The organism is Microbacterium sp. NPDC087589 (assembly GCF_044743635.1).
Taxonomy (GTDB): domain Bacteria; phylum Actinomycetota; class Actinomycetes; order Actinomycetales; family Microbacteriaceae; genus Microbacterium.
On record NZ_JBIUWV010000004.1, the window covers coordinates 21300 to 43257 of the forward strand.

A 21958-nucleotide genomic window follows, 5' to 3' on the forward strand; every position below is an offset into this window, starting at 1 on the left:
CATGCGCCGCACGCTGCACCGAACCATCGCGATCACGCTGGCCGCCGCCGCCCTGGCGCTCACCGGCTGCGCGGTCGAGTCGCCGACACCCGCCGGCACTGAAGGCGCGGCCGGGGGTGCAGTGAGCGGCGAGCTCACGGTCTACGCGGCCGCGTCGCTGTCCGGCGCCTTCGACGAGATCGGCGCCGCGTTCGAGCAGGAGAATCCCGACGTCCGGGTCACCGGCGTGTACGACGGCTCGTCGACGCTGGTCACGCAGCTGCTCGAGGGTGCTCCAGCCGACGTGTTCGCCTCCGCCGACGAGGCCAACATGCGCAAGCTGGAGGATGCCGCGGTCGACCCTGCGCTGTTCGCCTCGAACACCCTCGTGATCGCGGTTCCTACGGGCAACCCCGGCGGCGTCGAGACGCTCGACGACCTGGCCGACGTCACGACGGTGCTCTGCGCACCCGAGGTGCCGTGCGGTGCGGCATCCACGGCTCTGCTGTCGTCAGCCGGAGTCGATGTCGATGCAGCGAGCCTCGAGCAGAACGTCACCGCGGTGCTCACCAAGGTCGCAGCCGGCGAGGCGGACGCCGGGCTCGTCTACGCCACCGACGTGGTCGGGCGTGACGATGTCGAGGCGATCGTGCCCGACGGCGCCGACGAGGTCGTCAACCACTATCCGATCGCAGCGCTGTCTGAGGCATCGAACTCGGCCGGCGCTGAGGCGTTCATCGCGTTCGTGCTCTCCGACGAGGGCCGGCGGATCCTCGCCGACCACGGTTTCGGGGCGCCGTGAGCGCCGCTGTCTCGCACGGGTACGCGCCGCGCACGCTGGCGATCCCGGCTGTGATCGGTCTCGCCTTCCTCATCCTGCCGCTCGCGGCACTCGTCGCCCGCGTGGAGTGGTCGACCTTCATCGCCGATGTGACGTCGGAGGCCGCACGTTCGGCGCTGCTCCTCTCGCTCGGCACGGGTCTCGTCGCCACGGCGCTGTGCATCGTGATCGGCGTGCCGCTGGCGCTGACGATCGCCCGCTCGGGCCCGCGTCTCGCCGCCGTGCTGCGAGCCGCCGTGACGGTGCCGCTCGTGCTGCCGCCGATGGTCGGCGGCGTCGCGCTGCTCTACCTGTTCGGACGAGCGGGGTGGTTCGGCGGTCTCGGCCTGTCGTTCAGCACTCCGGCTGTCGTGCTCGCGCAGACCTTCGTGGCGCTGCCGTTCCTGGTGCTGGCAGTCGAGGGTGCCGTGCGCACCTCGGGGGTCGAGTACGAGCGCACCGCCGCCGCACTCGGCGCCGGCCGCTGGACGATCCTGCGCCGCATCACTCTGCCCCTCGCGGCGCCCGGCATCGTCGCCGGTGTGGTGCTCTGCTTCGCTCGCGCGATCGGCGAGTTCGGCGCCACGGCGCTCTTCGCCGGCAACCGCCCCGGGGTCACGCAGACCATGCCGCTCGCGATCTACACCGCGTTCAATGGCGCAGGCGTGACGCAGGGGGCCGCAGTCGCCCTCGCGCTGCTGCTGCTCGCCACCGCGATCCTCGTGCTGCTGCTCGTGCGCGGCTGGCGACCGGGGGCGGCGCGATGACCGGCACAGATGGCCTTCGGGCCCGCGTCGTCGTACAGAGGGAGCACTTCGTCGTCGATGTCTCTCTGGAGGTGCCCGTCGGTGCGACCGTGGCCGTGATGGGTCCGAGCGGCGCGGGAAAGTCGACGCTGCTGCAGGCGATAGCCGGACTCCAGCCGCTCGACGCCGGCGAGATCAGCGTCGAGGGGCGCGTCGTCGATCGAGTCGCCAAGCCTCGAATGCGGACTGAGCCGATGCGCCGAGGTGTCGTGCTGCTGGGGCAGAAGCCCCGGCTGTTCCCTCATCTGTCGGCGCGCGAGAACGTCGCGTTCGGGCCGCGTGCGGCGGGCGTCGACGTGCGTGCGGCGCGGGCGGGCGCCGACGATCTGCTCGACCGTGTCGGGCTCCCCGGCTCCGGAGAGCGCATGCCGCACGAGCTGTCCGGGGGCGAGCAGCAGCGCGTCGCCGTCGCTCGGGCGCTCGCCGCATCCCCCAGGGTCGTGCTGCTCGACGAGCCGCTCGTCGCCCTCGATCCCGAGACCGCCGGCGACATCAGGCGGATGCTGCGCGACCAGCTCGCCGAGACCACGACGGTCGCGGTCACGCACGACGCGGCGGATGCCGTCGCGCTGGCCGACCGGTTGATCGTCGTCGAGTCGGGCCGCGTCACCCAGTCGGGCCTGGTGCGCGACGTGCTCGCCGCCCCGGCATCCGGTTTCGTCGCCTCCATCGCGGGCGTCAACCGCCTGGTCGGCGTCGCGAGCGGGGGATCGTGGAGCCGCGGTGAGGTGCGGCTGACCAGCGCCGATCCCGCGTCGCGTGCGCTTGCTGCGACGCACGGTGCTGCGCTCGCCGCGGTCTTCCGCCCGGGCGATGTGCGGGTCGCCGAGACTGGCCAGGAGTCGTGGCCGGCTGTGGTGACGCGGATCGAGCCCACATTGGTCGGCGTGCGCGTGCACACCGACGCGGGGGCGGTCGACCTGTCGCTGGATGCTGCCGGAGGGGCGGCGGTCGGCGATCGGCTCCGGCTGCGGGTCGATCCGGCGCTGGTGGCCTTTGTGACGGTCTGAACATCTGCGCGATTCGCGGGGTGGGTCACGCGGCGCCCCCGGAATGGCTGGCCGCATCCCGGATGGCTGATCGGATGGTGCCCCGCGGGCAGTCATCCGCGGGATCTCCAGCCATGTGAGCCGCCCCGAGTCGACACCGACACCGGACCTGGCAATATGCCGGTGCTCCGGGCTGTGCGGGCCCCGGTGCCGCACGCGCGGGTAGTCTCGGAACATGTCGGGGAGAGGGAGACTGCGATGACGGCCGTGCCGGTCGTGATCGGTGTGCGCTCGCCGAATCCCGTGATCGCCGCTGACGCCGCGCCCGCGTCGCATGGTCTCGTCGACACCCACGGCCGTGTGCACCGCGATCTGCGCATCTCGCTGACCGACCGCTGCTCGCTGCGCTGCACCTACTGCATGCCCGAGCAGGGCAACGAATGGCTCGCGCGCACGAGCATCCTGTCGACCGACGAGATCGTCGAGGTGGCGCAGGTCGCCGCATCGCTCGGCATCCGCACCTTCCGCCTGACCGGCGGTGAGCCGCTGCTGCGTGCCGACATCGTCGAGGTGGTGCGACGTGTTTCGGCGATCGAGGGCGAGGACGGCCCCGTCGAGGTCGCGATGACCACGAACGGCATCACGCTCGCGAAGCACCTGCCCGACCTGATCGAGGCCGGTCTCACCCGTCTGAACATCAGCATCGACACGGTCGATCGACAGCGCTTCGCCGACCTCACCCGGCGCGATCGCATCGACGACGTGTTCGAGGGCATCGCGGCAGCCGCGGCATCCGAGCTGCGCCCGCTCAAGCTCAACACCGTCGCGATGCGCGGCGTGAACGACGATGAACTTCCCGACCTGGTGGCGTTCGCGATGGAGGTCGGTGCGCAGCTGCGCTTCATCGAGCAGATGCCGCTCGACGCCGGGCACACCTGGGACCGCGCCTCGATGGTCACGCGCGAGGAGATCCTCGAGAAGCTCGGCGCACGATGGAGCCTCGAGCCCGTTCCCGGGCGCGGCGGAGCGCCGGCCGAGAAGTGGCGCATCGACGGTGGCCCGCACGAGGTCGGCGTGATCGCCTCGGTCACCGCCCCCTTCTGTGGCGCGTGCGACCGACTGCGCCTGACCGCCGACGGGCAGCTGCGCAACTGCCTGTTCTCGAACGCCGAGTACGACCTGATCGGGGTGCTGCGAGGCGACGAGGCGTCCGAGTCCGATCGGCGTGCCGGCGGGATCGCCGACATGCTGCGCTCGTGCGTGCACGGCAAGCTGCCGGGGCACGCGATCAACGACCCGTCATTCCTGCAGCCGGCCCGCGGCATGAACGCGATCGGCGGCTGAGGCGCCCTCGCTTCGCGTTCACAACTCAGGAGAGAACACGCGTTCCGCTCTCGCGGGACACGATTCCGATCCGAGCCGGAGTGTTCTTCCTGAATTGTGAACGGCGAGGACGCGCGCGACCGCGCCTCAGTCGAGGAACTCTCGCGCCGCCGCCGACAACGCGGTGACGCCGACCTCGATCGTCGGGTGGATCTCGGGCGCGAAGAACGGCGAGTGGTTCGTCGGGATGTCCTTGTCGAGCGTCCCGGCAGCCGCTGATGCAGCGAACTTCGCGGCGTCGATCCCACCCCAGAACCAGAACACCAGGGGTGCCCCGGTGTCGCGCGCGAACCACGAGACGTCCTCGCTGCCGGTGAACATGCCGGGGTCGATGACCGCACTCTCACCGAGCGCGCGCTGCAGCGCTGATGTGACGCGCGCGGTGGCATCCGCATCGTTGATCGTCGGCGGCAGAGTGTGGTCGGTGCGGATCTCGGGCTCGCGCTCTGCCCCCGATGCCGCAGCTTCAGCGCGCACGATGCGCTCGACGCTCGCGAGCACCTTGTCGCGCATCTCGTCGTTCGGGTAGCGCAGGCTGAGCTCGAGCTTCGCCTCGGCCGGAATGATGTTGTTCTTGAGGCCCGCATGGATCGAGCCCACCGTCACGACGGCGACGTCGCGCGGGTCGACCTCTCGCGAGGTGATGGTCTGCAGCCGCATGACGGTCGCCGCCGCCATGACGACGGGGTCGATGGTCGAGTGCGGGCGCGAGCCGTGACCGCCGCGTCCGTGCAGCACGACGGTGAGGCCATCGGATGCCGCCATCTGCGTGCCGGGGCGCACACCGATCGTGCCGGCGGGCAGGGGGGTGACGTGCTGACCGAGCACGACGTCGGGGTGCGGCACGAGGTCGCGGAGGCCGGCGTCGAGCATGGCGCGGGATCCGGCGCCGTACTCCTCGGCGGGCTGGATCAGCACGACCACTGTTCCCGACCAGTCGGCCTTCTCGGCGACGAGCTTCTCGACCGCGCCGATCATGGCGGTGACGTGCATGTCGTGACCGCAGGCGTGCATCACGGGCACGGTGTTGCCGGCGGGGTCGATGCCGGTCGCGGTGCTGGCATAGGCGAGGCCGGTCTCTTCGCCCACGGGCAGCGCATCCATGTCGGCGCGCGCCCAGACGACAGGACCCTCGCCGTTGCGCAGGATGCCGACCACGCCGGTGACGCCGATGCCCTCGTGCACCTCGAGGCAGAGATCCCGCAGGTGACCGGCGGCGATGCCGGCGGTGCGCGTCTCCTGGAACGACAGTTCAGGGTGCTGGTGCAGGTCTGTGTAGAGCGCTTCGAGGTCGATCGTCATGGCCCCGAGCCTAGTCGCGGCGTCTAGCCGTGGCGGTACGACTCCAGTGTGGGCCCGGGGTGCAGCACCCCGTTGACGATCGAGCGGATCGCGAACTCGCTGGCCTCGCCCAGGTCGACGACATCGCGGTGCAGCAGCCACTGCAACTGCAGCCCGTCCATCACGGCGAGGATGCCGGCCGCGGCGGCGGCCACGGTGTCGGGCTCTGTCACACCCTCCTGCGTGCACAGCAGGTGGAAGGCGTCGGTCACCTCGCGCCGCAGGGTCGTGTAGCGCTCTTCGAAGTAGTCGCGGCCGGGGTGGTTGTCGGTCACCGACTCCGACGACAGCACGGTGTAGGCCTGCACGATGCCGGGGCGGCGCTCGTTCGCGATCGCAGTGCGCACGAGGTGCAGGAAGAGTTCCGGCCCGCCGGGGATGTGCTTCTCGGCGAGCTCTGCGACGTCTGCCTGGTCGCGATAGGCGAGCACCTCGAGCAGCAGCTTCTGCTTCGAGCCGAAGTGGTGCAGCACGCCGGCGTGAGTGATGCCCACCTGCTCGGCCACATCGGCGAGGGTGCCGTTCGTCGAACCCTTGTTGCCGAAGATCTCGACGGCGGCCTTGAGGATCTGCTCCCGCTTCTCACGGGTGGCAGGCCGGACGGACGTGTGGGCGACAGCATCCTTCGACATGGTCCATCCTCTTCTGCACCGAATCCTGCACTGGATCGTACTTGCCAACTCTACTTACTGGCGGGTAACCTCGCACCAGCTTACTTTCTCGCCAGTAAGCGAATGACGTCGGATGCCCGCGCACCGACAGCCACACAGCACAACGACCCGTGCCCAAGGAGAAGCAATGAAGCTCAGAAAGTCCATGATTGCCGTCGCGGCGATCTCCGCCCTCGGCGTCTCGGCCCTCGCCGGCTGCGCAGCCGGCGGATCGAACGACGGAGACAGCGGAGCCGGTGGTGCGGCCCTGACGATCGCCAAGCCCGACGGAGCGATCACCACCGAGTCGAACAACCCCTACGTCGGCGACTCGTCGGCGTCGAAGTACGGCTACGGCAAGGTCATCTTCGAGACCCTCGCCCTCGTGAACCAGACCGGCGACCGCGAGGTCACGCCCTGGCTCGCCGAGAGCATCGAGTGGAACGACGACTTCACAGCCCTCACCGTCGTGCCCCGCAAGGACGTGACGTGGAGCGACGGCGAGCCCTTCACCGCCGACGACATCGTCTTCACCTACGAGCTCGTCTCGACCCCGGCGCTCGACACCGCGGGCCTCAAGTTCGAGGGAGCGACCGTCGACGGCGATGCTGTGACCCTGAACTTCGGCGAGTCGAAGTACGTGAACCAGGCCCGCGTGCTGCACGTCCCGATCGTGCCGAAGCACATCTGGGAGAACCTCGACGAGCCGGCCACCGACCCCGTCAAGGGCGACGACCTGGTCGGCACCGGCCCCTACGCGCTCTCGAACTGGTCGACCGAGTCGGTCACCCTCGAGGCACGCGACGACTACTGGGCCGGCGATCTCGCTGTTCCCGAGCTGCACTACGTCTCATACGGTGACAACACCGCTCTGACCACCGCACTCGCTCAGGGTGAGGCCGACTGGGCGCAGGCGTTCATCCCGCAGATCCAGGAGCAGTTCCTCGACGCCGACCCCGAGCACAACAAGTTCTTCGTCGCCCCGACCACCGGCTCGGCGACGCTGTTCATGAACCTGCAGCAGAAGCCGTTCGACGATGTGGCGTTCCGCCAGGCCCTCGCCTGGGTCATCGATCGCGACGCGTATGTCGACATCGCCCGCGAGGGTGCGAGCGAGCCGGTCTGGTCGGTCACCGGGCTCTCGTCGATCCTCGAAGACGAGATCCAGCCCGAGTTCCAGGGCCAGGAGTACTCGGTCGACGCCGAGAAGGCGCGCGACCTGCTCGAGAGCGCCGGCTACACCTGGGAAGGCGACGCGCTGATCGACCCCGACGGCACGCCTGTCTCGTTCACGCTCTCGGTGCCCTCGGGCTGGAGCGACTGGAACACCGCGCAGGAGCTCATCGCGGAGGACATCTCCGAGTCGATCGGCGCCGAGGTCAAGATCGACATGCCCGACTGGGGCGGCTGGGCAGGACCCCGCGACGACGGCTCGTTCTCTGCCATCATCCACTGGCTCGAAGACAGCGGCACGGCCTATGGCCTCTACACGTCGACGATGGACCCGCGCTGGATCTCGCCCGAGGGCATCGCCGGATTCAACTTCGGACGCTTCGAAGACCCCGCGGCGACCGAGGCGCTGAACACCTATGCCAACGCCTCGTCGGATGAGGAGCGCACCACGGCCATCACGACGCTCGAGCAGATCTTCGTCGAGCAGGTCCCGGCGATCCCGCTCGGCGCGCACCCGCTGCTCGGCGAGTACAACACCCGCAACTACGTCGGGTGGCCTTCGGAGGAGGACCCGTACGCCTCGGGCGACCCGACGCAGCAGAACATCGTGCAGATCCTCACGAAGCTGACGCCGGCCGAGTAAGCAGTCCACAGAGAGGTCGGGCCGCGGGCTTCGACAGGCTCAGCCACCCAGCGGGTGGGTCCCAGCCATCCAGCGGGTGGGTCCCTGAGCTTGTCGAAGTGCCCCGGCCCGACCTCCCGATCGAGACCGACGAAGGACACCTCATGTCAGAACCCCTGCTCACCGTGCGCGACTTCTCCGTCGTGTACGACGTCGACCCACCGGTCGAGGCGGTGAAGAACGTGACGCTCGAACTGCAGCGAGGAGAAATCCTCGGTCTCGCGGGAGAGAGCGGATGCGGCAAGACCACCCTTGCGTACGGCGTGCAGCGCCTGCTGCGGGCGCCGGCCGTGATCGCGGGCGGCAGCGTGACATTCCACGATGCATCCGGTGTCGATGTCGACATCAACGCGCTCGACGTCGATGCCATGCAGAAGTTCCGCTGGGACAAGGTGTCGATGGTGTTCCAGGGGGCGATGAACGCACTCAATCCGGTGGCGACGATCGGCTCGCAGCTCGAGGACGTGTTCGAGATCCACCGTCCCGGCATGAATCGCAAGCAGCGCAGGGCCGAGGCCGAGGAGCTGCTCGAGATCGTCAAGGTCGGCCGTCAGCGCACGCGCTCGTTCCCGCACGAGCTCTCCGGCGGCATGCGTCAGCGCGTCATGATCGCGATGGCCCTGGCTCTTCGCCCTCAGCTGATGGTCATGGACGAGCCGACCACGGCTCTCGACGTGCTGGTGCAGCGCGAGATCCTCAAGCAGATCTCGCAGCTGCGTCACGAGTTCGGCTTCTCGGTCATCTTCATCACCCACGATCTGCCCCTGCTGCTCGAGATCAGCGACCGCATCGCGATCATGCGCGAGGGCGAGATCGTCGAGCTCGCCTCGGCCGAGCAGATCTGGACCAACCCGCAGAACGACTACACGAAGACCCTGCTGTCGTCGTTCCCCCGTCTCACCGGTGCGAGAGGAGTGCTGACCCGATGACCACTCTCGAGTTCGCCGATGTCACCAAGGTCTACAACGTCAGAGGCGCTGGTCAGATCAAGGCGCTCGACAACGTCAGCTTCACCCTGAACTCCGGCCAGACCATCGGTCTCGTCGGCCAGTCGGGCAGTGGCAAGTCGACGATCGCCAAGATCCTGACCCAGCTCGAGACGCCCACGTCAGGCGAGGTGCGGCTCGACGGGAAGCCCATTCCCCGGCGTGGCAAAGGCTTGCGGAAGTACCGGCAGCAGCTGCGCATGGTCTTCCAGGATCCGTTCGCCTCGCTCAACCCGTACCACTCGATCCGCTACCACCTCGAGCGCCCCATCCGGCTCGACGACGTGGTGCCCAAGAACGAGACCGAGGCCGAGGTGCGCCGGCTGCTCGATCGCGTGCGCCTCGATGCGGATGCCGTGATCGACCGTCGTCCGCACGAGCTCTCCGGCGGCCAGCGGCAGCGCGTCGCCATCGCCCGCGCGCTGGCATCCCGCCCGTCTCTGCTCGTCGCCGACGAACCCGTGTCGATGCTCGACGTGTCGATCCGCCTCGGGGTGCTGAACCTGCTCGCCGATCTGCAGCGAGAAAAGGGCCTCGGCGTGCTCTACATCACCCACGACCTCGCGACTGCCCGTCACTTCAGCGACAGGATCATGGTGCTCAACCAGGGTCGCGTCGTCGAGTACGGCGATGCCGACGACGTCATCCTCAACCCGCAGGACCCCTACACGCGCGAGCTGCAGGCGGCGTCTCCCGACCCCGACAAGCACTTCGCGACGACCGGCTCGCACGGAGGTGCACTGTGACCACCGCATCCCCCCAGCTCCCGCTCGCCGATGACGACGACCGTGACGCACTCGAGGTCGGCACCACCGCGACCGCCGCGCAGAAGGGGAGGAAGCTCGTGCCCTGGCGGTTCTTCGCCGGACGCGCCGGGTTCTACCTGTTCACCCTGTGGGCGGCCATCACGATCAACTTCTTCCTGCCCCGGTTCATGAAGGGCGACGCGGTCAGCTCGTATCTCGCGCGCAACCGCAACGTCAGCCCCGAGGCTGCGGACTCGCTGCGCGTCCTGCTCGGCATCGACACCGACAAGTCGATGTGGCAGCAGTACCTCGACTACTGGGCGATGCTGTTCCGCGGCGATCTGGGCATCTCGACGCTGCACGGTCTGCGACCCGTGACCGAGGTGCTGGCATCCGCTCTGCCGTGGACGCTCGGCCTGGTCGGCATCGCGACGATCATCTCGTTCGCGCTCGGCACGGTGGGCGGCGCGATCGTCGGCTGGAAGCGCGGCAGCAGGCTCGACGCGCTCATCCCGATCACGACGTTCTTCAACACCATCCCGTACTTCTGGCTCGGACTCATCGCGATCGCGATCTTCTCGTCGACGCTGAAGTGGTTCCCGTCATCGCACGCCTACGACAAGGGCCAGTCGCCCGAGTGGAGCCTCGACTTCATCGGCCAGGTGATCATGCACGGCACGCTGCCGGCGGTCACGATCATCATCGCGTCGCTCGGCGGATGGATGCTGGGCATGCGCAACATGATGCTCACGGTGCTCGACGAGGACTACATCACGGTCGCGCAGGCGAAGGGGATGCCGAACAGGCGGGTGCTGTGGGCATACGCCGCCCGCAACGCCGTGCTGCCGCAGATCCAGAGCTTCGCGCTCTCGATCGGGTTCATCGTCGGCGGCACGATCGTCATGGAGATGGTCTTCAGCTACCCGGGCGTCGGCAAGCTGCTGCTCGACGCCACCAATGCGAAGGACTTCGCCCTCATGCAGGGCGTGTTCCTGGTGATCACGCTGTCGGTGCTCGTCGCCAACATCATCGCCGACATCGTCTACGCATACCTCGACCCGCGCACGCGCCAGACGGAGGCCTGACATGAGCGTTCCCACCTCGACCGACACCACGGCCCCCGACGGCAGCACGATCCCCACCGGGATGCCGGAGACCGCGACGTTCCGCACTGCGAGCGGTCACCAGCCGACCCGCAAGACCTTCTGGTCGCAGCTCGCGCAGTCGTTCGCGATGTTCCGCAACCCCAAGTCGATCACCGGCCTGATCATTCTCGGGGTCTTCGTGCTGATCGCGATCTTCGCACCGCTGCTCGCACCCTACGGCCCCACGCAGAACGACCGCACGGCGCTGCGGCAGCCGCCGTCGCTCGACCACTGGCTCGGCACCACGCACATGGGCGAAGACGTGCTCAGCCAGCTCATCTTCGGCACCCGAGGCGTCGTCGTGGTCGGCTTCCTCTCGGCCATCATCGCCACGATCATCGCCATCACGATCGGCGTCATCGCCGGATACGTGCGCGGCTGGAAGAGCGAGTCGCTCTCGGCGCTCACCAACGTGTTCCTGGTGATCCCCGGCATCCCGCTGATCATCATCGTGGCCTCGCAGTTCGAGAACCCGCCGCTGATCGTGATCGCCGCGGTGCTGGGGCTGACGGGCTGGGCGTGGGGTGCGCGCGTGCTGCGCGCGCAGACCATGTCGCTGCGCAACCGCGACTTCATCCAGGCCGCCCGCGCCAACGGCGAGCCGCTGCACCGCATCATCACGGTCGAGATGCTGCCGAACCTCATGGCGCTGATCGCGTCGAGCTTCGTCGGCACCGTGACCGCGGCGATCCTCGGTCTCACGACCCTCGCCTTCATCGGCGTGATCCCGGTGAGCAACCTCAACTGGGGCACGATCCTGTTCTGGGCGCAGCAGAACGGCGCCTTCCCGCGGCTGTGGTGGTGGTACGTGCCCGCAGGACTCTGCATCGCGATCATCGGCGTCGCCCTGTCGCTCATCAACTTCGGCATCGACGAGTACGTCAACCCGAGGCTGCGGTCGGCCGGTGAGCGCGCCCGCGCGATGAAGAAGAAGGGGCTCAATGTGAACGACCCGGTGACGGCGGTGCGCAGCATCCAGACGACCGACTCGGGTACCGTGCAGAGCGCCGCGAACGATACGACGAACCAGACACACGACACGAAGACACAGAACACGAAGTGATGACCTCTCAGACCCTGACCGCATCCCTGCCGTACCTCGACCCCGAACTGCCGATCGCGGCGCGCGTCGCCGACCTCCTCGACCGCATGACGGTCGAGGAGAAGGTCGGACAGATGCTGCAGCTCGACGCCCGCGACGACCTCGACGACCATGTGCTCGGCAAGCACGTCGGCTCGATCCTGCACACCTCGCCCGAGCGCATCCTGCGGGCGAACGAGCTGACCTCGCAGACGCGGCTGCGCATCCCGCTGCTCGTCGCCGAGGACTGCATCCACGGTCACTCGTTCTGGCCCGGGGCGACGATCTATCCGACCCAACTCGGCATGGCTGCGACGTGGGATGCCGAGCTGGTCGAGAAGGTCGCGAGGGCGACAGCGGTCGAGGTCGCGGCGACCGGCATCCACTGGACGTTCTCGCCCGTGCTGTGCATCGCACGCGACCTGCGCTGGGGCCGCATCGACGAGACGTTCGGCGAAGACCCGTTCCTGATCGGCGAGCTCGCCTCGGCCATGGTGCGCGGCTACCAGGGCGACGGCCTCGACGACCCGACCGCCATTCTCGCGACGGCGAAGCACTTCGCCGGCTACTCCGAGACACAGGGCGGCCGCGATGCGAGCGAGGCCGACATCTCTCGGCGCAAGCTGCGGTCGTGGTTCCTGCCGCCGTTCGAGCGGGTGGCCCGCGAGGGATGCCGCACGTTCATGCTCGGCTACCAGACGACGGACGGCGTGCCGATCACGGTCAACGACTGGCTGCTCAGCGACGTGCTGCGCGGCGAGTGGGGCTACACCGGCACGCTCATCACCGACTGGGACAACGTCGGCCGCATGGTGTGGGAGCAGCATGTGCAGCCCGACTACGCGCACGCCTCGGCCGCCGCTGTGAGCGCCGGCAACGACATGGTCATGAACACTCCGGGCTTCTTCGAGGGGGCGCTCGAGGCGGTGTCGAACGGGCTTCTCGCGGAGGACGCCTTCGACGACGCGGTCGCCCGCATCCTCACCCTGAAGTTCGAGCTCGGGCTGTTCGAAGACCCGCGGCTGCCGCAGGACGACCTGGATGCCGTGGTCGGCAGCACTGCGCACGCCGAGCTCAACCTCGAGACCGCGCGTCGCTCGATCGTGCTGCTCGAGAACGACGGGACTCTGCCGCTCGACGCCGCGGCGCCGCTGAAGGTCGCCGTGGTGGGGCCCCTGGCAGACGACGCGCAGACGCAGCTCGGCGACTGGGCCGGCGGTTCGGGCCAGGCCGGATGGCTCGACGGACAGCCGCGCGAGATGATCACCACCGTGCTCGACGGCCTCGCGGGCGTCGACGGGTGGGCGGTGACGCATGCGCGCGGGGCCGACATCCTCACGCTCGAGGACGACCCTCGGGGCGCGAAGTTCCCTGACGGGCAGCCCCGGCCCGCGGTCGTGGTGCCGGCGCCGGCTGACGACGTGCTCATCTCCGAAGCCGTTGCTGCGGCCGCGGCATCCGATGTCGTGGTGGCCGTCGTGGGCGACCGCATCGAGCTCGTCGGTGAAGGGCGCTCGACCGCGACGCTCGAGCTGATCGGCGGGCAGAACGCCCTGCTCGACGCGCTGATCGCGACGGGCACGCCCGTGGTGGTGGTGCTTCTCGCCTCGAAGCCGCTCGTGCTGCCGGCATCCGTGTCGAAGGCTGCGGCCGTCATCTGGGCGGCGAACCCGGGTATGCAGGGTGGCCGTGCGCTCGCCGAGATCATCTCGGGTGCGATCGAGCCGTCGGGTCGCCTGCCGATCTCGTTCGCGCGCCACGTCGGTCAGCAGCCGACGTACTACAACCAGATCCGCGGGCAGCACGGTGATCGTTACGCCGACCTCACGCAGTCTCCGGCTTGGGCGTTCGGTGAGGGGCTGTCGTACTCGACAGTGTCGTACGGCGAGCTGTCGCTCGCATCGACGACGCTGGGTCGCGACGAGATGATCGTCGCCGAGGTGACGGTCGAGAACACCGGTGCGCGTCCGGTGCGCGAGACCGTGCAGGTCTATGTGCGCGACGCTGTGACCAGCGTGAGCTGGGCCGACCGGGAGCTGAAGGCGTTCCGTCAGGTCGATCTGGCGCCGGGGGAGTCGGCCCGCGTGCGCCTCGAGCTAGCGGTCTCTGAGTGCTCGATCGTGGATGCCGCGGGCAACCGCCTCGTGGAGCCCGGCGCGTTCGAGCTGCTCGTCGGTCCGAGCTCGCGCGACGAGGTGCTGCTGAGCGCCGCGTTCACCGTCGTCTGAGCTTCGCGCACCGCGCTCCGCGCACCGCGCTCCGCGCACCGCGAACCTCGAAACCGTGATGCTCGTGCGAGACCCGCGTTCTGCACGTGGGTGTCGTGCGGTGATGTGGGTCTCGTGCGGTGATGTGGGTCTCGCCGGTGACGTGGGTCTCGTGCGGCGATGTGGGTGTCGTGCGGCGATGTGGGTCTCGCCGGTGACGTGGGTCTCGTGCGGCGATATGGGTCTCGTGCGGTGATGTGGGTCTCGCGCGCTCGCGTCAATCCTCGTCGCGCAGGCGCTGCGGGCCCGCGCCCTGGCTGCTGAGCGTGTCATCCGGGTTGAGCAGGCCGCATGCCTTCATCGACAGGCAGCCGCAGCCGATGCATCCGGTGAGTTCGCGTTCGAGGCGCTCGATGCCCTCGCGGCGCTTCTCGAGCTCGCGCTTCCAGCGTCGCGATGCGCGCTGCCAGTCCGCGTGGCTCGGCGTCTGCGTCAGCGGCACGTCGGCGAACGCGTGCTGCACGTCGGCGAGCGGGATGCCGAGGCGCTTCGCCACCGTGATGAGCGATACCCGGCGCAGCATGTGCCGGGCGTAACGGCGCTGGTTGCCGGCCGTGCGGGTCGACGCGATCAGGCCGAGGCTCTCGTAGAAGTGCAGGGCCGAGGGGGCGACCCCGGTTCGTCTGCTCATCTCGCCGATGGTCAGCGGTTCGTCAGGGCCGTGGACGCCGCGGTCCGTGTCGGTGTCTGCGCTCAACGCGACCTCCTCGATTTGACCTCAAGTGTACTTGAGGTCATACGGTAGCAACCGTGACCCGAACGGAGACCGCCACCCCATGACCTACGTGATCGCCCTTCCCTGCGTCGATGTCAAGGACCGTGCGTGCATCGACGAGTGCCCTGTTGACTGCATCTATGAGGGCGAACGGTCGCTGTACATCCACCCCGACGAATGCGTCGACTGTGGTGCATGCGAACCCGTGTGCCCCGTCGAGGCGATCTACTACGAAGACGATCTGCCGGAAGAATGGCAGGACTACTACAAGGCGAACGTCGAGTTCTTCGACGAGATGGGTTCTCCCGGTGGTGCCGCGAAGCTCGGCATCATCGAGCGGGACCACACGATCATCGCAGCCCTTCCGCCCCAGGAGACACCCGAATGAGCAGTCAGCAGCATCCCGCAGCGCCGGTCCCCTCCGAGGTCGGCGAAGGACTCAAGGCCGCGTTCCGTGCGCATCCTGCGGGAGTCGCGATCATCACGGCGTCGACCCCCGCGGGCCCGGTCGGCCTCACGGCATCCAGCGTCGCGTCCGTCGCGGTCGACCCCGCCGCGATCGTCTTCTCGGTCACGAGGGCGACCGGCAGCGCAGGGTCGATCCTCTCGGCCGACACCTTCGTCGTGCACCTGATCGACGACGAGCACTCGGCACTGGCGCAGAGCTTCGCCGTGAGCGGCGCTGACCGGTTCACCCCCGAGCAGGGGTGGAGCTCATTGCCCACGGGCGAGCCGTATCTGCGCGAAGCCCGCGTGGCGATGCGCTGCCACCCGATGACGACCGTCGCCGTCGGCTCCTCGACCGTCGTGATCGCCGAGGTCGACGAGGTCCTGCTGGGCCGGCCGGGCCGCCCGCTCGTGTATCTCGATCGCCGATTCCACTCGCTGCCGAACGACCAGAACTCGAACGACCAGCACTGACACCCCACCGAAAGGAACAGCATGACCTCTGCGTACACCCTCCCCGAGCTGCCGTACGACTACTCGGCTCTCGCCCCGCACATCTCGGGCAAGATCATGGAGCTGCACCACTCGAAGCACCACCAGGCCTACGTCACCGGCGCCAACACCGCGCTCGAGCAGCTCGCTGCAGCCCGCGACTCGAACGACTTCGCGGCCGTGAACAAGCTCGAGAAGGACCTCGCGTTCAACCTCGGCGGCCACATCAACCACTCGGTGTTCTGGGAGAACCTCTCGCCCGATGGTGGCGGAAACCCCGAGGGTGAGCTCGAGGCGGCGCTGACCGACGCGTTCGGCTCGATCGACGCCTTCCGCGCTCACTTCACGGCGACCGCGCTCGGCGTGCAGGGCTCGGGCTGGGCCGTGCTCGCGTGGGACAGCGTCGGCGCTCGCCCCGTCATCTTCCAGCTGTTCGACCAGCAGGGCAACGCGCCGCTCGGCGTCACGCCGCTGCTGCAGCTCGACGTCTGGGAGCACGCCTACTACCTCGACTACCTCAACGTGCGCGCCGACTACGTCAAGGCCTTCTGGGAGCTCGTCAACTGGTCGGACGTGCAGCGCCGATTCCAGGCCGTGCAGCAGAAGACCGCCGGGCTCATCGTCGCCCGCTGAGTCGCATCGCCTCTGCGCGACCTGTCTTCGTCCGGTCCCTCGGGAGGAGATCACCACTCGGGAGGAGGATGCCGCGGCATCCGTCCTCCCGGGGCGCAGTGCTCCTCCCGGGGCGCAGTGCTCCTCCCGAGGCGCAGTGCTCCTCCCGAGGCGCAGTTCTCCTCCCGAGGCGCAGTTCTCCCCCGAGCGCAGCGGGTCCCGAGGCTCAGGTGAGCAGCGCGCGGTTCAGCGCAGCTGGGCGAACCTCTCGACCTCGCGCGTGGGTCCCACCACCAGCACGACGTCGCCGTCGCCCAGCACCGTGTTCGCCTCGGCATTGTGCCACTCGCCGTGCGGCGTGCGGTACGCCGCGACCGTGACGCCGTGGGTCGAGCGCACCGCGCCGTCTGTCAGGGTGATGCCCTGCAGGTGCGCGGGCGCGACCGTCTTCACCACGGCGTAGCCTCGATCGATCTCGAGGTAGTCGGCTGCCGCACCGCGCACGAGGTGTGCGACGCGACGCCCCATGTCCTTCTCGGGATAGATGACGCGGTGCACACCGAGCTGTTCGAGCACGGCGCCGTGTCGTTCATCGACGGCCTTGGCCCAGATCACGGGCACCTTCATGGTCAGCAGCAGCGAGGCGGTGAGGATCGATGCCGTGACGTCGCTGCCGATCGCGACGACGACCCGATCGAACTCGCCGATCGCCAGCTGCTCGAGCACGTCGATGCGCGTCGAATCCGCGCGAACCACCTGTGTGAGCTGGCCGTTGAGCGCCTGCACCAGATCCTCATCGGCGTCGATACCGAGCACTTCGGTGCCGGATGCCATGAGCTCGAGAGCGAGCGAGGTGCCGAATCTGCCCAGCCCGATGACGGCCACTGAGTCGGCCTCGGCGATTCGCCGAGCATCCTGTCTGAAGGAGAGAAACCTGGACACGAGGGTCCTTTCGTGCGGGGTGAGTGTGGCGATCAACCGATCGCGGGGCGCTCTTTAGGGAGATCGTAGGCGGTGGGGCGCTCGCGTAGGGCGAGAGCAGAACCGAGCGTCAGGGGTCCGAGTCTGCCGAGGAACATGAGTGCGACGAGGATCAGGTGCGCGGTCGGTGGCAGATCCGCCGTGATGCCGGTCGACAGGCCGACCGTGCCGAAGGCCGACACCACCTCGAACAGCACGCGGTCGAGATCGAAATCGGTCATCGCCAGGATCGCGATGACCCCGGCCATGACCGCGCCGAGTGCCACGATCACGACGGTGATCGCCTCACGGTGCACGGCGCGCGACAGCCTCTTGCCGAAGATGTTCACCGCCGCACCGCCGCGGAGCTCCGTCCACATGATGAAGAAGAGCACCGCGAAAGTCGTGACCTTGATGCCGCCCGCCGTACCGGCAGGACCTCCGCCGATGAACATCAGCACGTCGGTCCCGAGCCAGGTCTCGTCGTGCATCTGCCCGACGTCGACGGAGTTGAAGCCGGCTGTGCGCGACTGCACCGAGTGGAAGAACCCGGCGAGGATCCGGTCGCCGGGTGAGAGCGCGCCGAGCGTTCCCGGGTTGTCCCACTCGAACAGCAGTACGTATGTGGTGCCGATCGCGAGCAGGGCGAGAGTCGCAGAGAGCACGATGCGAGTGTTCATGGTCCAGTGCAGCGGGCGGCGGAACTCCCGTCGCAGTTGCCGCAGCACCGGAAAGCCGAGGCCGCCGAGGATGATCGCCGCGCAGATCGGCAGGCACACCCAGGGGTCGCCGACGAAGCCCATCAGGCTGTCTGTGTAGAGGGCGAAGCCCGCGTTGTTGAACGCGGAGACGGCGTGGAACACCGCATGCCACGCGGCGCGTGCGGGGTCGTAGCCGTAGCCGGTGAGGAACCGCACGAACAGCACGATCGCGACGACCACCTCGATCACGAGGGTGGTGACGAGGATGCCGGTCGCGATGCGCTTCATGCTTCCCGCGCCGGGGGTCTTCGTCTCGGTGCTTGCGAGGACTCGAGATCGGACGGACAGCCGCCGCGCGAGCACGAGGCCGACGAGCGCGGCGAACAGCATGATGCCCAGGCCGCCGAGTTGGATCAGGGTCAGGATGACGACCTTGCCGAAGGGACTCCAGTAGATCGCGGTGTCGACGACGACGAGTCCGGTCACGCAGACGGCTGAGGTCGCGGTGAACAGGGCATCGACCGGCGGCGTCCAGGTCCCGTCGCTCGACGAGATCGGCAGCATGAGCAGCACCGTGCCGATGATGATGACCGCTCCGAACCCGGAGGCGATCACCTGGGCGGGGGCGAGACTACGACGCCGAGCGGCGGCGCGACGGAGCAGGGTCACGGATGGACACTACCGGTATCCGGGGCGTGCGCGGGAGAAACGCCCCGGCCGTGTCAGGCGCGTCGCACAGCCATGTCGGATGTCGGAGCGGCGGTCTAGGATCGCGGCATGGAGAAGGTGGACGACGACATCGACGCTTTCATCCGCGCGTCGAGCAGGGCTGATGAACTCTCGGCTCTGGACGCGATGATCCGCGAAGCGCTGCCGGCAGTCGACCGCGTGCTGTGGCGGGGCAGGATGTGGGGCGGCACGGATCAGGCGATCATCGGTTACGGCGCGATCCGACAGCCTCGCCCCCGCGGTCCCGGGGTGGAGTGGTTCCTCGTGGGACTAGCCGAGCAGAAGAGACATCTGTCGGTCTACGTGAATGCGGCTGAAGACGGCGCCTACCTCGTGCAGACACGCGCTTCCAGACTCGGCCGCGTCAAAGTGGGCGCGGCGGCCGTCACGTTCGGGTCTGTGTCGGATCTGGACGCGGGGGAGTTCCGATCACTGCTCGTGCGATCGCATGAGCTGGACGCGGGCGCGCAGGCGAGCGGGACGCAGGGGCGTCCGTCATGATTCTCCGCGATGCGTGTCTTGACCCGTAGAGGCAGAACGCAGTCCGCGTTCTCCGCGACGATGAGGAGTCGACATGAGCAAGTTCTTGGTTCTGTACCGTTCGACCGTGAGTGCCGCCGACCAGATGGCGACGGCCGACCCTGATTCCGGGGCGGAGTCGATGAAGGCCTGGATGGACTGGGCTCAGCGCGCGGGCGATGCACTCATCGAGCTCGGTTCGCCCACGCAGACGGTCGACGGCGGTGAGCCCGGGTCGTTCATCGGCGGGTACTCGATCATGCAGGCGCGTGATGCGGAGGCGCTGCAGGGCGTGCTCGCCGATCACCCGCACCGCGGGTGGGGTGGGACGATCGAGATCCTGGAGATGCTCGAGATCCCGGGCATGTGAGACGAGAAGAGACCGAAGATGGCTGAAGAGCACTGGTCCGGACGAGGCACTGCAGATGACCCTTGGTCGTTGAAGACGGCGCCGCTCTCGTCCGAGTACACCATCCACCGCGATGACGAGAGTGATCCGGCCCTGCTCGTCTGCCAGGTCGGATCGACGAGGCTCACTTATCTCGCGCGCGCGATCGACGATCTGCACGCCGAATTGCTGAGGCGGGGGGACTGGGTCTCCCTCGGCGCGGCCGATGAGAAGAAAGAACCTGTACCCGGCACGGTGGAGGCGTGGGGGAGGTCCGAGGACAACCCTGTCGGCGGGTGGTATGGCCAACGCAAGGGCTACCGCGGACGCTTCGGGATGTATCTGCCGCCGCTCCTCGAGGCTCTCGGCCTCGTCGAGCTGGAGCACAACCCACGGAACAATCGGGTCCGAGCGATCCCGGCCGGCTGAGGGGCTCGGCCTCTCGGGAGGAGATCGCCCTTCAGGAGGAGAATGCCGCGGCATCCGTCCTCCCGAGGCGCAGTTCTCCTCCCGAGAGGTTGCGATCAGGTCAGCAGCTCGCCCGCGAGGGCCTCGATGCGCTGACGGATGTCGTCGCGGATCGGTCGCACGGAGTCGATGCCCTGGCCGGCCGGGTCATCGAGCTTCCAGTCCTCGTAGCGCTTTCCGGGGAAGAACGGGCACGCGTCGCCGCATCCCATCGTGATCACGACGTCGGATGCCTGCACGGCCTCGGTCGTGAGCACCTTGGGCTGCTCGGCGGTGATGTCGATGCCGAGCTCGCCCATCGCCTCGACCGCGATCGGGTTGATCTGGTCGGCGGGCATGGAACCGGCCGAGCGGACCTCGATGCGGTCTCCGGCGAACTCGCGCAGGAAGCCGGCGGCCATCTGCGAGCGACCTGCGTTGTGCACGCACACGAAGAGGACGGAGGGCTTGGTGAGGCTGTCGGTCATGGTGTCTCCTGGTTCAGCGGGTTCAGCGGGTTCAGTGTCGTTCAGTGGAGTTCGGCGTGGCGCTGTGGGATTCAGCGCGTGAGGTCTTCGACGAGGATGCGCACACGTTCCGCGATGTCGTCGCGGATCGCCTCAACGCCCTCGCGGGATGCGAGGGCCGGGTCACCGACGGCCCAGTCGTCGTAGCGCACGCCGGGGATGATCGGGCAGACGTCGCCGCAGCCCATGGTGATGACGACATCCGCCGCGCGGACCGCGTCGTCGGTGAGTGGCTTCGGGAACCGCTCTGCAGACTGCTCGCCCTCGATCTCGGCGAGGATCGAGCGGACATGAGGGTGGATGACGTCGGCAGGGCTCGACCCCGCTGAGCGTGCGACGACCTTGCCGCCGGCGAGCTGATTGACGAGTGCGGCCGCGAGTTGCGAGCGTCCGGCGTTGGCGACGCAGACGAACAGCACCTGCGGCAGCGTCGCATCGCGGTCGCGCGTGAGATCGGCGAGACGCTGTCGGGCGAAGCGCTCGGTGAGAGGGACGAGTGCAGAAGAGACTCGCGCGTTGCGCGCCAGGGACGTGTAGGACTCGCGGACGATCGTGAGCACGACCTCAGGATCGAGGTCGGGCACCTCGGCCGCGAGCTCATCGGCGAGATGCGTCACCCGCACATCGAAATCGGGGCGCGCGCCCACGTCTGCGTGGTCCTCGCTCCACGGCTCGCTCACCGTCGCCGGGGCGAAGGAATCCAGGAGCGCGGTGACAGCTCGGCGGCGATTGGGGTTGATCCGATACCAGACCCAGGTGCCGCGCCGTTCGGAGGTGAGGACGTCGACATCCTTGAGCACCTTGAGGTGGTGGGAAACGGTGGGCTGAGAGACGTCGGCGAGCTCGGCGAGGTCGCAGACGCAGGACTCGCCGCGAGGGTCGGAGGCGATGGCGGACAGCATCCGGAGCCGGAGCGGATCGGAGAGCGCCTTCAGGGTGGAGGCGACCGATGTGGCTGCCTCCGCGCCGATCGCGTGGGTGGCGACGGGGCTGCAGGTATCGCCTGCGGCCGTCAGGGTGACATTCATGACTGCGTCCTTTCAGCGGTGAACGGATGTGCTCATGCGAAGACCGGCTCGTTCTCGGTCGCGACGACGGCGGCTGCCGGGGTGCGCATGGCTTCGTCGAGCGCCGCGAGGTAGTGCTGCGAGTCCTGTGCTGCGGCGCAGCCGGTGCCGGCGGCGGTGATCGCCTGGCGGTAGGTGTGGTCAACGAGGTCCCCGGCGGCGAAGACTCCCGCGAGGTTTGTGCGGGTCGAGGGGTGGTCGACGACGACGTAGCCGTCGGCATCCCTCTTGAATCGACATGTGTCTATATTGACACTCATCGATATCCTCTACAAGCCTCCGTGGAGGAGTTCACCTGCTGGTCAC

At 68.4% G+C, this 21958-nt stretch carries 23 protein-coding genes and 1 pseudogene; 16 read left to right on the forward strand and 8 right to left on the reverse strand.

The features are described from left to right. Position 1: 1 nt before the first annotated feature. From modA to moaA, 4 genes are all read left to right on the forward strand, one after another. Entirely contained in the window at positions 2-781 is a 780-nt protein-coding gene (modA, locus tag ACIOU8_RS10325) for a molybdate ABC transporter substrate-binding protein (RefSeq protein WP_400788869.1), read from the forward strand. After that, the gene (gene modB / locus ACIOU8_RS10330) at positions 778-1566 is read left to right on the forward strand and encodes a molybdate ABC transporter permease subunit (RefSeq protein ID WP_400788871.1); all 789 of its coding nucleotides are present in this window, start codon (positions 778-780) and stop codon (positions 1564-1566) included. The genes modA and modB overlap by 4 nt, the downstream gene beginning before the upstream one ends. Continuing rightward, positions 1563-2615: a sulfate/molybdate ABC transporter ATP-binding protein gene (locus ACIOU8_RS10335; protein WP_400788874.1), complete on the forward strand. Its 1053-nt coding sequence runs from the start codon at positions 1563-1565 to the stop codon at positions 2613-2615. The genes modB and ACIOU8_RS10335 overlap by 4 nt, the downstream gene beginning before the upstream one ends. Before the next feature lie 237 nt (positions 2616-2852). Continuing rightward, positions 2853-3938, forward strand: coding sequence for a GTP 3',8-cyclase MoaA (gene moaA, locus ACIOU8_RS10340; protein ID WP_400788876.1), 1086 nt, complete (start codon positions 2853-2855; stop codon positions 3936-3938). 126 nt (positions 3939-4064) lie between these two features. Here moaA and ACIOU8_RS10345 read toward each other — a convergent pair whose 3' ends face one another. Next, the gene (locus ACIOU8_RS10345) at positions 4065-5279 is read right to left on the reverse strand and encodes an amidohydrolase (protein ID WP_400788878.1); all 1215 of its coding nucleotides are present in this window, start codon (positions 5277-5279) and stop codon (positions 4065-4067) included. Between the two features lie 23 nt (positions 5280-5302). Continuing rightward, positions 5303-5950 (reverse strand): TetR/AcrR family transcriptional regulator, encoded by a 648-nt coding sequence (locus ACIOU8_RS10350; protein WP_400788880.1) that lies wholly within the window; start codon positions 5948-5950, stop codon positions 5303-5305. A gap of 166 nt (positions 5951-6116) precedes the next feature. Between ACIOU8_RS10350 and ACIOU8_RS10355 the strand changes: the two genes are divergently transcribed. The 6 genes from ACIOU8_RS10355 to ACIOU8_RS10380 all read left to right on the forward strand — a co-directional run bounded on the left by ACIOU8_RS10355 (position 6117) and on the right by ACIOU8_RS10380 (position 14009). Further along, entirely contained in the window at positions 6117-7784 is a 1668-nt protein-coding gene (locus ACIOU8_RS10355; protein WP_400788882.1) for an ABC transporter substrate-binding protein, read from the forward strand. Positions 7785-7927: 143 nt separating this feature from the next. Further along, on the forward strand, positions 7928-8752 hold the full coding sequence (locus ACIOU8_RS10360) for an ABC transporter ATP-binding protein (protein WP_140035920.1): 825 nt from the start codon (positions 7928-7930) through the stop codon (positions 8750-8752). Beyond that, complete coding sequence (locus tag ACIOU8_RS10365) at positions 8749-9555, forward strand: ABC transporter ATP-binding protein (RefSeq protein WP_400788885.1); 807 nt, start codon at positions 8749-8751, stop codon at positions 9553-9555. The genes ACIOU8_RS10360 and ACIOU8_RS10365 overlap by 4 nt, the downstream gene beginning before the upstream one ends. Further along, complete coding sequence (locus ACIOU8_RS10370; protein WP_400788887.1) at positions 9552-10640, forward strand: ABC transporter permease; 1089 nt, start codon at positions 9552-9554, stop codon at positions 10638-10640. Before ACIOU8_RS10365 ends, ACIOU8_RS10370 begins: the two co-directional genes overlap by 4 nt. 1 nt (position 10641) lies before the next feature. Next, positions 10642-11763 carry an ABC transporter permease gene (locus tag ACIOU8_RS10375; protein ID WP_400788889.1) on the forward strand — a complete coding sequence of 374 codons (1122 nt, stop codon included), beginning with the start codon at positions 10642-10644 and terminating at the stop codon, positions 11761-11763. Continuing rightward, the gene (locus ACIOU8_RS10380; RefSeq protein ID WP_400788892.1) at positions 11763-14009 is read left to right on the forward strand and encodes a glycoside hydrolase family 3 N-terminal domain-containing protein; all 2247 of its coding nucleotides are present in this window, start codon (positions 11763-11765) and stop codon (positions 14007-14009) included. Before ACIOU8_RS10375 ends, ACIOU8_RS10380 begins: the two co-directional genes overlap by 1 nt. A 256-nt stretch (positions 14010-14265) precedes the next feature. On the opposite strand, the gene soxR is transcribed toward ACIOU8_RS10380, so the two are convergent. After that, positions 14266-14745, reverse strand: a complete 480-nt coding sequence (gene soxR / locus ACIOU8_RS10385) for a redox-sensitive transcriptional activator SoxR (protein ID WP_400788894.1) — start codon at positions 14743-14745, stop codon at positions 14266-14268. Between the two features lie 79 nt (positions 14746-14824). Here soxR and fdxA point away from each other — a divergent pair, with 79 nt between their 5' ends. From fdxA to ACIOU8_RS10400, 3 genes are read left to right on the forward strand one after another with little or no spacing between them, the layout of a single operon-like run. Further along, positions 14825-15151, forward strand: a complete 327-nt coding sequence (gene fdxA, locus ACIOU8_RS10390; RefSeq protein ID WP_400788896.1) for a ferredoxin — start codon at positions 14825-14827, stop codon at positions 15149-15151. Continuing rightward, entirely contained in the window at positions 15148-15684 is a 537-nt protein-coding gene (locus ACIOU8_RS10395) for a flavin reductase family protein (RefSeq protein ID WP_400788898.1), read from the forward strand. Before fdxA ends, ACIOU8_RS10395 begins: the two co-directional genes overlap by 4 nt. A 21-nt stretch (positions 15685-15705) precedes the next feature. After that, positions 15706-16335: a superoxide dismutase gene (locus ACIOU8_RS10400; RefSeq protein WP_400788901.1), complete on the forward strand. Its 630-nt coding sequence runs from the start codon at positions 15706-15708 to the stop codon at positions 16333-16335. Positions 16336-16560: 225 nt separating this feature from the next. Here ACIOU8_RS10400 and ACIOU8_RS10405 read toward each other — a convergent pair whose 3' ends face one another. Together ACIOU8_RS10405 and ACIOU8_RS10410 are read right to left on the reverse strand one after the other, a co-directional pair. Beyond that, entirely contained in the window at positions 16561-17256 is a 696-nt protein-coding gene (locus tag ACIOU8_RS10405) for a potassium channel family protein (RefSeq protein ID WP_400788903.1), read from the reverse strand. Positions 17257-17288: 32 nt separating this feature from the next. Continuing rightward, on the reverse strand, positions 17289-18644 hold the full coding sequence (locus tag ACIOU8_RS10410) for a TrkH family potassium uptake protein (RefSeq protein ID WP_400788905.1): 1356 nt from the start codon (positions 18642-18644) through the stop codon (positions 17289-17291). A 108-nt stretch (positions 18645-18752) separates the two neighbouring features. Between ACIOU8_RS10410 and ACIOU8_RS10415 the strand changes: the two genes are divergently transcribed. From ACIOU8_RS10415 to ACIOU8_RS10425, 3 genes are all read left to right on the forward strand, one after another. Next, positions 18753-19205 carry a hypothetical protein gene (locus ACIOU8_RS10415; protein WP_400788907.1) on the forward strand — a complete coding sequence of 151 codons (453 nt, stop codon included), beginning with the start codon at positions 18753-18755 and terminating at the stop codon, positions 19203-19205. 73 nt (positions 19206-19278) lie between these two features. Further along, positions 19279-19593, forward strand: a complete 315-nt coding sequence (locus ACIOU8_RS10420; protein ID WP_400788909.1) for a hypothetical protein — start codon at positions 19279-19281, stop codon at positions 19591-19593. A gap of 18 nt (positions 19594-19611) precedes the next feature. Beyond that, on the forward strand, positions 19612-20040 hold the full coding sequence (locus ACIOU8_RS10425) for a DUF6855 family protein (protein ID WP_400788911.1): 429 nt from the start codon (positions 19612-19614) through the stop codon (positions 20038-20040). Positions 20041-20135: 95 nt separating this feature from the next. Here ACIOU8_RS10425 and ACIOU8_RS10430 read toward each other — a convergent pair whose 3' ends face one another. The 3 genes and pseudogenes from ACIOU8_RS10430 to ACIOU8_RS10440 form a co-directional block, all read right to left on the reverse strand. Beyond that, positions 20136-20546, reverse strand: a complete 411-nt coding sequence (locus ACIOU8_RS10430) for an arsenate reductase ArsC (RefSeq protein ID WP_400788913.1) — start codon at positions 20544-20546, stop codon at positions 20136-20138. A 71-nt stretch (positions 20547-20617) separates the two neighbouring features. Further along, positions 20618-21613: a metalloregulator ArsR/SmtB family transcription factor gene (locus ACIOU8_RS10435; protein WP_400788915.1), complete on the reverse strand. Its 996-nt coding sequence runs from the start codon at positions 21611-21613 to the stop codon at positions 20618-20620. Positions 21614-21645: 32 nt separating this feature from the next. Next, positions 21646-21876: pseudogene (locus tag ACIOU8_RS10440) on the reverse strand (thioredoxin-disulfide reductase); the annotation flags it as partial. Between the last annotated feature and the right edge of the window lie 82 nt (positions 21877-21958).

Coding starts and splice junctions, on each gene's coding strand:
- modA (WP_400788869.1), top strand. CDS start 2: ATGCGCCGCACGCTGCACCGAACCATCGCGATCACGCTGGCCGCCGCC.
- ACIOU8_RS10335 (WP_400788874.1), top strand. CDS start 1,563: ATGACCGGCACAGATGGCCTTCGGGCCCGCGTCGTCGTACAGAGGGAG.
- moaA (WP_400788876.1), top strand. CDS start 2,853: ATGACGGCCGTGCCGGTCGTGATCGGTGTGCGCTCGCCGAATCCCGTG.
- ACIOU8_RS10345 (WP_400788878.1), bottom strand. CDS start 5,279: ATGACGATCGACCTCGAAGCGCTCTACACAGACCTGCACCAGCACCCT.
- ACIOU8_RS10350 (WP_400788880.1), bottom strand. CDS start 5,950: ATGTCGAAGGATGCTGTCGCCCACACGTCCGTCCGGCCTGCCACCCGT.
- ACIOU8_RS10355 (WP_400788882.1), top strand. CDS start 6,117: ATGAAGCTCAGAAAGTCCATGATTGCCGTCGCGGCGATCTCCGCCCTC.
- ACIOU8_RS10360 (WP_140035920.1), top strand. CDS start 7,928: ATGTCAGAACCCCTGCTCACCGTGCGCGACTTCTCCGTCGTGTACGAC.
- ACIOU8_RS10365 (WP_400788885.1), top strand. CDS start 8,749: ATGACCACTCTCGAGTTCGCCGATGTCACCAAGGTCTACAACGTCAGA.
- ACIOU8_RS10375 (WP_400788889.1), top strand. CDS start 10,642: ATGAGCGTTCCCACCTCGACCGACACCACGGCCCCCGACGGCAGCACG.
- ACIOU8_RS10380 (WP_400788892.1), top strand. CDS start 11,763: ATGACCTCTCAGACCCTGACCGCATCCCTGCCGTACCTCGACCCCGAA.
- fdxA (WP_400788896.1), top strand. CDS start 14,825: ATGACCTACGTGATCGCCCTTCCCTGCGTCGATGTCAAGGACCGTGCG.
- ACIOU8_RS10395 (WP_400788898.1), top strand. CDS start 15,148: ATGAGCAGTCAGCAGCATCCCGCAGCGCCGGTCCCCTCCGAGGTCGGC.
- ACIOU8_RS10400 (WP_400788901.1), top strand. CDS start 15,706: ATGACCTCTGCGTACACCCTCCCCGAGCTGCCGTACGACTACTCGGCT.
- ACIOU8_RS10415 (WP_400788907.1), top strand. CDS start 18,753: ATGGAGAAGGTGGACGACGACATCGACGCTTTCATCCGCGCGTCGAGC.
- ACIOU8_RS10420 (WP_400788909.1), top strand. CDS start 19,279: ATGAGCAAGTTCTTGGTTCTGTACCGTTCGACCGTGAGTGCCGCCGAC.
- ACIOU8_RS10425 (WP_400788911.1), top strand. CDS start 19,612: ATGGCTGAAGAGCACTGGTCCGGACGAGGCACTGCAGATGACCCTTGG.
- ACIOU8_RS10430 (WP_400788913.1), bottom strand. CDS start 20,546: ATGACCGACAGCCTCACCAAGCCCTCCGTCCTCTTCGTGTGCGTGCAC.
- ACIOU8_RS10435 (WP_400788915.1), bottom strand. CDS start 21,613: ATGAATGTCACCCTGACGGCCGCAGGCGATACCTGCAGCCCCGTCGCC.